Source organism: Caballeronia sp. TF1N1, from assembly GCF_022878925.1.
GTDB lineage: Bacteria > Pseudomonadota > Gammaproteobacteria > Burkholderiales > Burkholderiaceae > Caballeronia.
On sequence record NZ_CP084629.1, the window covers coordinates 441,847 to 453,375 of the forward strand.

An 11,529-nucleotide genomic window follows, 5' to 3' on the forward strand; every position below is an offset into this window, starting at 1 on the left:
GCGATGATCTCTTCCTTCGATCAGGATGTTGCCTTCGCGAGCGAAGCAGGCCCCGAAACCGTGGCCTTCGCTCACTCGCAACAGTTCCAGGATGTGGCAAGCGCCGCGCACGAGCATCTGCTAACGCGCATCGAGGAATTGGGCGCCGAGTTCGGCCGCTGGTCGCGTCAGGCGATTCAACAGTTCGTCGATACGGAAATGGACAGCTTCGTGCGGCAACGGCGCATACCGCTCAACGAAAGCGAAGTGCGCCTGGTCGCCGCCGCGTTGACTAAAGAGCTCGCAGGTTTCGGTCCGATAGAAGACTTGCTCGCCGATGCCGCCGTGGAAGACATCCTCATCAACGGCTATAGCGACGTGTACGTTTCGCGTCACGGCATGCTCGAAAAAGTGCCCGTGCGTTTCGCGGACAATGCGCATTTGCTGCGTATCGTGCGGCGCATTCTCGCGCCTATCGGCAGACGGCTCGACGAGTCGAACCCGATGGTCGACGCGCGTCTGCCCGATGGCGGCCGCCTGAACGTGATCATCGAACCGTTGTCGATAGACGGACCAGTGATCTCCATCCGCAAGTTTCGCCGCGACCCTTTGCGTCCCGACGATCTGCTAGCCAACGGCACGTTCGATGAAAACATCTCGGCGGTGCTGAAGGCTGCCGTCGAAGCGCGCTGCAATATTTTGGTCTCGGGCGGCACGAGTTCGGGCAAGACATCGCTGCTCAACGCGCTCGCGTTCTTCATTCCGAAGCACGAACGCGTCGTGACTATCGAGGACACGGCCGAGTTGTCGCTCAATCATCCGCATGTGGTGCGGCTCGAAAGCCGTCCGGGCGGCTTCGATGGCGCGGGCGTCGTCGCTATCCGCGATCTCTTGCGCAATACGTTGCGGATGCGGCCGGACCGCATCATCGTGGGCGAAGTGCGCGGCGGCGAAGTGCTCGAAATGCTTCAGGCGATGAACACCGGCCACGATGGCTCGATGGGAACCGTGCACGCGAGTTCGCCGCGCGAATGTCTGTATCGACTGGAGATGCTTGCGGGTTTTGCCGGCTTTCAGGGCACCGAAGCCAGCTTGCGCCGGCAGATCGCCAATGCCATCGACTTCATCGTGCAAATCGGGCGGCTCTCGAACGGCAAGCGACGCATTCTCTCGGTGACGGAAGTGACCGGCCTGTCCGACGACATCATCGCGACGCAAGAGCTTTATCGCTATGAAGCGGTCACGTCGGCGGATGGCGTCGATACGGACAACTGGGCCTCGCTCGGACTGCAACCGCATTCACCGAAGCTCGCGAAGTTCCGTCAGTCGCTTGCCGCCTTGACGCGCGCCGAAGACTTCCCACCGCAGGAAGGCCGCTTCAATGTCAGCGGAGGCTTCGGTGTCTAGCGGAATCGCACTCGTCTGCATGATCGCCGTGCTGTGCGCCGCAAGCGGCATGCTGCTGTGGATGCGCGGCTTGCAAAAACGCGACGCACGCCTCGCGCAGCATTTCTTCACGCGTCAGATGCAAACGGCAGGTACGCAGACACCATTGCCGCCGCTTTCCGCGCGCGTGGCGCAAGCGCAGCATCGGCAAGCGGGTGAAGCCGTCGCGCCGCGCAGCGACGTTCATCGCGCGATAGAGCGCGTCATGGGCGAACTCGGCGCGCTCTTTCACCGCGCAAGCGTGCGCAAGCCGCGCGCGGCGCTCACCATGTGGGCGGCGTTCACTGGCGTGGCGGCGCTCGTATGCTGGACGCGTATCGGCATGGTGATGGCGCTCGTTGCCATCGCGATGTCGGCGGTCGGCTTCTACGCGATCCTCACGTGGCGCGCGCAGAAACGCAATCAACGCATCGTGCGCCAGTTGCCTTCGTTTCTCGAAGGCATCGTGCGGCTCGTGACCATCGGCAATAGCGTTCCGGCGGCTTTTCAAGGCGCGGCCGCCACCGCCGACGATCCATTGCGTGAGTGCCTCGAACAGGTCATGCCGCGTCTGAAGGGCGGCGCGGATATCGATCAGGCGTTGACGGCCGTCGCGCGCATGTATCGCGTGGAGCAGTTCGAACTGATCGGCTCGGTGTTGCGCATCTCGGTCAAATTCGGTGGCCGCTCGGACGTAATGCTCGAACGCATGGCCGCGTTCATGCGCGATCTCGAACAGGCGGATCGTGAACTCGTCGCGCTATCCACCGAGACGCGGCTTTCGTCGTGGGTACTCGGCTCGCTGCCGGTCGGACTCGGCGCCGCGATCATCCTGCTGAACCCCGCCTACTTCGATGCAATGTGGACGGACGTGCTCGGCAAGAAGCTCGTCTACGGCGCGTTCGCTCTGCAGACGCTCGGCGCGTTCCTGCTGTATCGCCTCGCGCGTCTGCGCGATTGAAACAACACATGGACAACAGCATCGTGCCCGCTCAATTCGTTATCGCGCTTGCCGCCGTCGCCGCCGCGCTCGGTTGCGTGCTTATCGGCGTGAACGCGTTCTCGCGGACCTTACGCTCGCGCCGCGCGTCCGGCGTGCTCGAACGCGCGCTCGATCGTCAGAGTGCGCCCGTGCAAAAAGACGACGCAAATCGGCGACCATTTCCGCGCTTTTTCTCGCTCACGGGAATGGCTCATGTCGTCGGCTCGAAGTGGCTCGAATCGCGGCTCGGACGGATGATCGTCGCCGACGAAGACCGCCGCCTGCTCGACCGCTGCGGCCATACCGATGCAAGCTCCCGCGCCCGCTTTCTCGCCGCGCGGCTCGTTGCATCGATCGTGCTACCGGCCTTCGTGGTGTTCGCATCGCACGGCAATGTGCACGGCTCGCGCTTCATGCTGACGTGCTTCGCCGCGCTCCTCGTAGGCTTCATGGCGCCGAAGTGGTATGTGAAGCGCAAGGCAACGAAGCGGCAACGGTCGATCATCGGTGAATTGCCAATGTTCGTCGACCTGTTACGCATTCTTCAGGGCGTGGGACTTTCGCTCGATCAGAGCATCTCGGTCATCGTCAGCGACTTTGCCAAGGTGATGCCGATTCTCACGCAGGAACTCGCGCTCGCGCAACGGCAATACGCGACGGGCCGCACGCGTGAGCAGGCCATGAAACGCCTTGCCACGAGCTACGAAAGCGACGATCTCGCCGCCGTGCTGCGCCTCATGATTCAAATCGAACAGCATGGCGGCGCGGTGCAGGAACCGCTGCGGCAATTCGGCGACCGGCTGCGCGAAATGCGCCGCACGGGCCTGCGCGAACGCATCGGCAAATTGACCGTGAAGATGACGGGCGTGATGGTGCTGACGCTCTTGCCCGCGCTTCTCATCATGACGGCGGGGCCGGGCTTCATCGCCGTATTCCATTCGCTGGCCGGCTTGCACAGGTAACGCGGCCAACCTTTTCAACGAGATCAGACATGAACTTCACGACCCACGCGCGTATCGGCGCCATTCTTCTCTGTGCCTTGCTTGGCGCATGCGCCTCGAAGCAGGATCGCGGCTATGGTCTCGGCGCGCAGGCCGAGCACGAAGCAACGCTCGAACGCACGAACCGTGAGAGCGCGTTGCCCGACACGCCCGGCATGTATCTGGCGTTGATCGACAAGATGCAGAGCGAAGGGATGTTCTATGCATCGCTCGCGCATATCGACGCTTACGAGAAGCGCTTCAACCGCTCCGCCGATTCCACCTTGCGCCGCGCCGATGCATTGCGGCAGACGGGACAAGCGGCCGCGAGCCGCACCGCGTACGAAGCGCTTTTGTCGACGCCGCTCGCCGCGCGTGGCTATCGTGGACTGGGCTTGCTGTCGGGTCAGTCAGGCGATTTCGACGCGGCCGCCGCGCAATTCGCGCACGCCTCCGATCTCGCCCCGACCGATGCGCCGATTCTTTCCGATCTCGGTTATGCACTGCTGCGTGCAGGCGATGTGGAGGGCGCGCGCGTGCCGCTGATGAAGGCGTCCGAACTCGCGCCGAACAGCACGAAGACCATGAGCAATGTGGCGTTGTATCTGCTCGCGAGCGGTCAGGCCGCGAATGCGCAGAGCCTGATGACGCAGCAGAAGTTTTCGCCGAACGCGCAGCAGGCTATTGCCGACGATGCAAAACGCGTCGCGGATGCGGCGCGCTCGCATCGCCCGGCAAGCATGGCGAGCGCAGCGCTGTGAGCAACTACGCCGCGGCGCTGACGGCCGCCATGCGCCGCGCCGCGAGTTCGGCTTCGGCCGATATGGGCGCGAAGCGAAAGCCGTTGCGGCCCTTGCGCTTGGCTTCGTACATGGCGCGGTCGGCTTCCGCGAGCATCGTTTCCGTGGATGTCGCATAACCCGCCGCGCACATCGCGATACCCACGCTCGTGCCGAGCTGCGCCTCGCGCTGACCCAGATCGAACGTCTTGCCGATAGCGCGGCAGATATCCTGCGCGATACGGCTGCAAGCACTCGCCGATGCAATGTCGCGCGCCAGCAAGACAAACTCGTCGCCCGCGAGGCGGCAGACCAGATCGGTCGCGCGCGTCGCTTTCTTCAGGCGGTGCGCGACTTGTCTCAGCAAGGCATCGCCCGCGTCGTGACCGTACTGGTCGTTGATGGCTTTGAAACCGTCGAGGTCCATGAAGAAGAGCGCAAACGGAATTTCTTCATCGCGCGCGGAGTGCACCGCCAGCGACAGCTGCTCTTGTAACGCGCGGCGGTTCGGCAGGCCGGTCAATGCATCGAGCATGATTTCCGAATGCATTTGATTCTCGCGCTGCTTGCGCTCCGTGATGTCCTGCGACATCACATAGAAGCCGACCACCTTGCCGCGCTCCATGTCGGGAATATAAGTCGCGCTCCACACACGTCCGGATTCCACGTTGTAGACGATATCCTCATGCGTCACGCGCTCGCCTGCCAGCACGCGCTGGAACAGCGGATAACTGCGCTCGAAAACTTCATCGCCCACGGTCTCGCGAACAGACTTGCCGCGCAGCGCCATGGGATCGAAGCCGAATACATCGCGATACACCTCGTTGTTGAAGCGGTAGCAGAGATTCGCATCGACGTGAGCGATCAGAATCGGCAGGTTGTCCGTGATCGTCTGCAACGCCATGCGGCTGCTCGTCAGTTCGCAGGTGCGTTCGAGTACGCGGCGCTCGAGTTCCTGCTGATAGTCGCGCAAAAGCTGCTCGCTATGTTTGCGGCTCGTGATGTCCTGCATGACACTCACGAAGTGGCTCGGCGTGCCGTCGTGATCGCGCAATAGCGCGACGCTCAGGTGAATCCACACGGTGCCGCCATCTCGTTTGCGATAGCGTTTTTCAAGCGAATACGTTTGACGCGCACCACTCAGCAGTTCCGCGACGAGTTGCAAGTCGGCGGCAAGATCCGCTTCTTCCGTGATCTCCTGGAAGGTCATGTGCACGAGTTCGCTCGCGCTGTAGCCGGTGATCTCGCACAGCTTCGGATTCACTTCGATGAAGCGCCCGTCGAGATCGACGATAGCCTTGCCCGTCGGCGTCTGCTGGAAGATCGTATGGAAGCGCGTTTCCGAAAGCCTCAAACGGCGGCGGTCGTTCTCCTGGACTTCGCGCGTATCGCGGGCCGCTTCGCGTTGCACGAGTTCGCGCTCGACTGTCGCCGCCAGATCGCACAGCGCGGCACGCAGATTGGCGGACAACGTGCGCGGCTTCGTATCGATGGCGCAGAGTGTGCCGAGCACGAGACCTTCGGCCGAACGCAGCGGCACGCCCGCATAAAAGCGCACGAAGGGCTCGCCCGTGACGAGCGGATTGCTCGCGAAGCGTTCATCCGCGAGGGCATCATCGACGACGAGAAGCGCCTCGGAATGCACCGCATGCGAACAGAACGATACGTCGCGCGCGGTTTCGCACACGTCGAGCCCTACTCGCGACTTGAACCACTGCCGGTGTTCATCGACGAGCGACACCAGCACGATAGGCACCTGCAACAGCTCCGCGACGACGCGCGTAATGCGGTCGAATACTTCTTCTGGCGGCGTATCGAGCACGTCGATACTCCGCAATAATCGCAGCCTCTTTTTTTCGTTCGCGGGCAGCGGCGCTACATGCCATGTATTCACGATCGGTCGAATGCTCGTTACGGTTGCGATGAACCGTTGCGCTGTCTGGCGACGCAACGGGGGTTTCTTGCATCGCACTCTAACGTTCTCGAATGAAAACCAATTCGCCGATTAGGGGCTTTTTCACGCCGTTTATCCGGCGCTTCGTGAAGTTCAAACGTCGACGATCACCGCGTCGGGCCACATCAGCAGCTCGAATTGCGCGGGCGGCACGGGCTCCGAATATAGGAAACCTTGCGCGAAATCGCAGCCCACGGCCGCAAGGAAATCGCGTTGCTCGATCGTCTCCACGCCTTCGGCAATCACCTTCAGGCCGAGCTTGTGCGCGAGTCCGACCATCGCTTCGCAAAGCGCCTGGTTGTCCCGGTCGGAATCGAGGTTGTGCACGAACGAGCGGTCGATCTTCAGATAATCGATGTCGAAGCGCGTCAGGTAAGCCAGCGATGAATAGCCGGTGCCGAAGTCGTCGATGGAAATGCGGATGCCCGCATCGCGGAAAGCCAGCAGCTTTTCGTCGATGTTTGCTTCGGCATGCAGCAACAGACCTTCGGTGATCTCCACCGCGACGCTTTGCGCGGACATGCCGTGGCGGGCGAGATAGTCGGACCACTCCGTGCAAATCTGGCTGTCGTGCCGAATCTGCACCGGCGACATGTTGATACTGATCTGGAAGTCTTGATGAAAGCGCTCGCGCCAGTCGCGCGCCTGATGCGCCGCCTGCCTGAACACCCAGTCGCCGATGGGCACGATCAGCCCCGTATCCTCGGCAAGCGGAATGAACTCCAGCGGGCTGATGGTGCCGCGTTCCGGATGCAGCCAGCGAATCAGCGCCTCGGCCTTATGAATTTCCCCGGTCGCGAGATCGACGATCGGTTGATAGTAGACGCGGAATTGCTCTTCGGCCAAGGCGGTGCGCAGATCGCTCGTAAGCCGCAGGCGCTTTTCCGCCGCCACTTGCAGGTCGGGCGTGAAGTAGCTGAAGCGATTGCGCCCGGCGTTCTTGGCCGCGTACATCGCCTGATCGGCATTTTTGAAGAGCACGTCGAGTTCGCCCGCATCGTCCGGATAAAACGTCACACCCACGCTTGCGGAAATGAACGCCTCGTCGGGACCGAGCGTGAACGGCTCCGCCAAGGTGTCGATGATCGTGCGCGCCATCTCTTCGATGCTTTCGCTGTCGTCATCCACGTTCGGCACGATCACCGTGAATTCGTCGCCGCCTAGACGGGCGACCGTATCGGTGCCGCGCACGCAGGACGTGATGCGGCGCGCGGCTTCGATCAGCAGGACATCGCCCGTGTCGTGACCAAGCGAGTCGTTCACTTCCTTGAAGCGGTCGAGGTCGATCAACATCAGCGCCATGCGCCGCCCCGACAGACGCGACATGCGCGCTTCGTATTCCAGCCGGCTCAGGAACATCTGCCGGTTGGGAAGATGCGTGAGCGCATCGAAATTGGCCTGCTTCCAGATGGTCGCTTCGAAAGCCACGCGCTCGGAGATATCGCGGCCCACCACGAGCACGGAGATTACCTTGCCCGACCAGTCGATTTCCGGCGTCAGGCGAAAGTGCGTGCACTGTTCCTCGCCGTCGCTCGTCACCGCGCGCAGTTCGAATTGCGCGCTTCGCGCGCTCGCAATCACTTCGCGTACGCGTTCCTCGTAGAGTTGCGCGTTCGGACCGCCCGGAATTTCGGAAGGCCGCCTGCCGAGCAGTTCGCCAGGATTGCGCCCGGTCCACGCACAGAACGCCGGATTGGCATAAATACGCCTCAGATTGCGGTCGTATCGCGTGATCGTGTCCGGCGAGTTCGTGATGAGCGTGCGCGATTCCTGTTCGCGCGTCACCAGTTCCGCCGTGCGTTCGATGACAGCCTGTTCGAGCGTCGTGTTGATCTCGTTGATCTTCTGGATCTTCTGCTTGATCGCTTCGCGCATTTTCTCGAAGCGTTGCGCGAGCCGGCCGAGTTCGTCTTTCGCGTCGTCCGTATGGTCTTGCGAAGGCGCGCCTGCGTCGGTGCCGGCATCGTTCATCTTGCGCACGAGGTCCTTGAGCGGCGCCGAGATGCTGTAAGAGATGAAGTACGCGAGGACGATCGAAAGCAGAAAGCCCGAAATACCGACCAGCATGATCTGGTTGCGCACGGACTGCACTTGCGCGGTCAGTTTCTCCTCGGGAATGGTGCTGACCACGAACCAGTTGGTGCCGGGAATGCGCGTATAAGCCGCGAAATAGCGGTCCTGCCGCGAGCCTTCGAAGGGCACGAAGCCGTTCGGCTGCGCGCCATCCCGCGTGTGCGCGATCTTCTCGACGAGGTCTTTCGCGGCGGATGCATCGGTGCTTGCGCCGCCTTCCGCGCGCACGATCACCTTGTTGTTGCCGGCATCGAGTACATAGATTTCGGTCTTGTTGCCGAGCGCGACGTCGGAGAAGATCGTCGAGAAATGCTCGGGGCGAATCACCAGCACGAGATTCCCGATTTGCCGATTGTTGTTCTTGCCAAAGATCGCGCGCACCATGCCGAGATTTTGCTGGCCGACGCCGTCGTCATAACTGCCCCAATAAGGGCGTCCGTTACGATCGGGCACCTGAGCGACTAGACGCGTGACGCCGCGCGACAATTGCGCGAACGCCTGTGTATCCATGATGCGGTTATGCTGATCCAGCAAATACTTCTGGTTGATATAACCGAGCGAACCATAGTGATCCAGCAAGAGGCGCGTCATGTCCTGCCGCGCTTCGCTGCGTTCCTTCGCGCTGCCATTCGCAGCCTTGGTCAATGCACCCTGCACGCGATCCGACAACACGAGCAATGCACTTTCCGTTTCCAGTTGCTCCATGCGCAGCGCGATATTGCGCGATACCTGCTTCACCACTTCCTTCGAAAACATCTCCGCATTCTGTTTGATCGCGGCCGTCGATTCCACGTAGGAGATATAGCCCGAAATCAGAATGGGCAGCAGCGCAACCAGAATGAATGCAGCGATAAGGCGATAGCGAATCTCGACGCGTCTCAAAAGATCTAGAGACAGCAATTCGAACGCGCGTCGTAGCGAACCAAGGATTGAGCTCATTTGTAATGCATCTTTGCTTCGTTCTTGACTGACTCATCCAGGAGGCGCGCGGCCTGCCGGGGCGTGATCTTTCCGAGCAGCACATCCTGCATCAGACGATGCAGCCGCTCGATCGAATTGGACGGCAGCACCGAATAATACGGGCTGGATGTCACGGGGTAATGACTGACCATGACGGTGTATTCGGCAATTTTCGGATCGCTCAGACTGGCGTCCGACGCCTGCGTGAATGGCGCGATATTGCGGCGTTTTCTCTGCATCACCGAAAAGCCCTTGCCCGCGATGAAATCCAGGAAACGCGTGGCAGCCGCCTTATTGGCCGTTTCGCAAACCGCGAAGCCCGTCTCGCTGCCGACGACCGGCACCGCTTCCTTGCCCGGCGCATTCCACGGCGGCACGAATACGCCGACTTCGAAGGGATTGCCGTGCAGCAAAAGACCGGCGGCCCAGCTTCCATGAAACGCCATTGCGACTTCGCCGTCCTTGAATAGACGGATGCCTTCGTCGTAATCGGTTGCCATATAGCCGTCCTGCACGTAGTGACGCGCGGGCAATAAAAGAATCTTCGAGAAGATATCGGCGACTTCGGGCGTATTTAGATCGAGCGTACCGTCCGCGATTCTCGCTTTCCATGCCGGATCGCGGACTACGACGTTATCCGCGAAGCCGGAGCCGAAAGGACCATTACCGAGCATGTTCGGAAAACCGCCGTTCCACATGATCGGTGTGAATCCCGCGCGTTTGAGTTGCGCGCAGGCGGCGAGAAACTCGCGGAAATTTGTCGGCGGCTGTTTTATGCCGGCGAGTGCGAACATCGCCTCGTTGTAATAGATGAGCGTCGTCGCCACGCCGCCGGATATGCCGAAGTGCCGGCCTTGACGGCTCGTCCAATCGCTCTTGAGCGGCGTGAGCATGGCTTTCCAAGCCGCCGTATTCCCGACATCCGCGAGAATGCCTTGATCGGCCAGTTCGGCGGCGTAAGCGTTTGGATTGACGCTCACGAAATCCGGCAGATTGCCCGATGCCACGCGCGGCTTGATATTTTCTTCAACCGAATTGCCGATCATGAACTGCACGTTCACGCGGATGTCGGGATTCAACTTGCTGAATTGCGCCGCGATCTGGAGCATTTCTTCCGTCCAGTCGGGCGCCCAGACGAGCGCGGAGATAGTCGTGACCTCGTGCGCGGCCGCCGCGTCATTCGCGAGATCAGCGGACGTGGCGCGGTCGTCCTGACGGCAGCCCGCGAAGGACAGCAGTATCAGGCTCAAGAAACCCGCCAGCAGGGAAGCAAGCCCGATTCGTCGCACTTGCGCTTCGCTCGTTGTGTTTGTGTTGTTGTTGGACCGGATCGGCTGCGGTGCTGCGACGCAATTTGCCGATGCAGCACCAGCACTGCTTATCGGCAAACAATTTCAGTTCTTTAGTGACTACGCGCCGCTATTGCGCGACAGCGATGCTCGTTGACTTCAGGCCGCGGACGCCTGGTTGCTCTCGGGCGTGGACGATGCGGCGCCGTTTTGCGGATCGAGAGCGCCAGTCGGTTTGTTCGCGGCCGATTTCTTTCGTGGTACCGCGACGCGCTTTGTCGCGGTCGGCGCCTTGCGTGCCGTCTTGCTTGCCGCGTTGGCTTTGGTTTTCTTTACCGCTGTTTTCTTTGCCGCTGTTTTCTTTACGGCGGTTTTTTTAACAGCCGCTTTCTTTGCTGCGGTTTTCTTGACGGCCGCTTTCTTTTCCACGGCTTTTTTAGCAGTCTTAGCCGCTTTGCCGATTAGATAAACAGAACGATCGCTTGCGCTTGCGATCCAGCCAGGTGCGCGGCCATGTCCCGTCCAAGTCGCGCCGCTCTCGGGATCTCTATATTGCGCGACGCCTGCGTTTTTGCTGGAAGCGCGCTTTTTGGCGCCCGTCTTGACGACACTGCTCGCTAAAGCCTCGCTTTTATCGATCAGAAATTTGCTGCGATTCTTCACGCTCGCAATCCATTTCGGCGGTCTTGCGCGGCCGCTCCATGTTTCGCCGGTTTTCGGATTGCGATATTTGACAGCGACTTTGCTATTGCCAGCCGACCCGGTTTGATCGCCCGTGTCCTTCGATGCGAGCGCCGTGCCCTGTCTGCGTTTGCGCGCGGCGTTTTCAATGTCGGACGTAGTGAGCCCATGCTCGAGCATGAGATTGCGAATCTGGTCGACCACCTTCTGCGCCTGCTTTGCGATGATGGCATCGGCCTGCTTTTGCAGCTTTTGTATTCTCGATTGAATCTGCTTGATGGTCGTCATGGCGCAGTTCCTTTGGAATGTTTGTGCTGAACTATGCCATCAAATCGGGACGCATAAAAGCTCGCTTCATAAAGTCCATGACGCGGCGCCGGACTTTAAGCTTGCCCGTCACGCATATAAAGATTCGCTTACGTGAACG

The 11,529-nt window shown here is 60.7% G+C and carries 8 protein-coding genes and 1 pseudogene; 4 read left to right on the forward strand and 5 right to left on the reverse strand.

What is annotated here, in order from left to right; genetic code table 11:
• The first annotated feature begins 3 nt into the window (after window positions 1-3).
• The 4 genes from LDZ28_RS28165 to LDZ28_RS28180 are packed head-to-tail and all read left to right on the forward strand — an operon-like array spanning window position 4 to window position 4,127.
• Window positions 4-1,386 carry a CpaF family protein gene (locus tag LDZ28_RS28165; protein ID WP_244831921.1) on the forward strand — a complete coding sequence of 461 codons (1,383 nt, stop codon included), beginning with the start codon at window positions 4-6 and terminating at the stop codon, window positions 1,384-1,386.
• Window positions 1,379-2,365, forward strand: a complete 987-nt coding sequence (locus tag LDZ28_RS28170; protein ID WP_244831922.1) for a type II secretion system F family protein — start codon at window positions 1,379-1,381, stop codon at window positions 2,363-2,365. The genes LDZ28_RS28165 and LDZ28_RS28170 overlap by 8 nt, the downstream gene beginning before the upstream one ends.
• 8 nt (window positions 2,366-2,373) lie before the next feature.
• Entirely contained in the window at window positions 2,374-3,348 is a 975-nt protein-coding gene (locus LDZ28_RS28175; protein WP_244831923.1) for a type II secretion system F family protein, read from the forward strand.
• A 29-nt stretch (window positions 3,349-3,377) separates the two neighbouring features.
• Window positions 3,378-4,127 (forward strand): lipopolysaccharide assembly protein LapB, encoded by a 750-nt coding sequence (locus tag LDZ28_RS28180; protein WP_244831924.1) that lies wholly within the window; start codon window positions 3,378-3,380, stop codon window positions 4,125-4,127.
• 4 nt (window positions 4,128-4,131) lie between these two features.
• On the opposite strand, the gene LDZ28_RS28185 is transcribed toward LDZ28_RS28180, so the two are convergent.
• The 5 genes and pseudogenes from LDZ28_RS28185 to LDZ28_RS28205 all read right to left on the reverse strand — a co-directional run.
• Entirely contained in the window at window positions 4,132-5,967 is a 1,836-nt protein-coding gene (locus LDZ28_RS28185; RefSeq protein WP_244831925.1) for a diguanylate cyclase domain-containing protein, read from the reverse strand.
• A 225-nt stretch (window positions 5,968-6,192) separates the two neighbouring features.
• Window positions 6,193-9,111 carry an EAL domain-containing protein gene (locus tag LDZ28_RS28190; RefSeq protein WP_244831053.1) on the reverse strand — a complete coding sequence of 973 codons (2,919 nt, stop codon included), beginning with the start codon at window positions 9,109-9,111 and terminating at the stop codon, window positions 6,193-6,195.
• Window positions 9,108-10,382, reverse strand: coding sequence for an extracellular solute-binding protein (locus LDZ28_RS28195; RefSeq protein ID WP_244831054.1), 1,275 nt, complete (start codon window positions 10,380-10,382; stop codon window positions 9,108-9,110). The genes LDZ28_RS28190 and LDZ28_RS28195 overlap by 4 nt, the downstream gene beginning before the upstream one ends.
• A gap of 198 nt (window positions 10,383-10,580) precedes the next feature.
• Complete coding sequence (locus LDZ28_RS28200) at window positions 10,581-11,084, reverse strand: H-NS family nucleoid-associated regulatory protein (RefSeq protein WP_244831929.1); 504 nt, start codon at window positions 11,082-11,084, stop codon at window positions 10,581-10,583.
• 48 nt (window positions 11,085-11,132) lie between these two features.
• Window positions 11,133-11,390 (reverse strand): annotated as a pseudogene (locus LDZ28_RS28205) (H-NS histone family protein); the annotation flags it as partial.
• Window positions 11,391-11,529 lie beyond the last annotated feature (139 nt).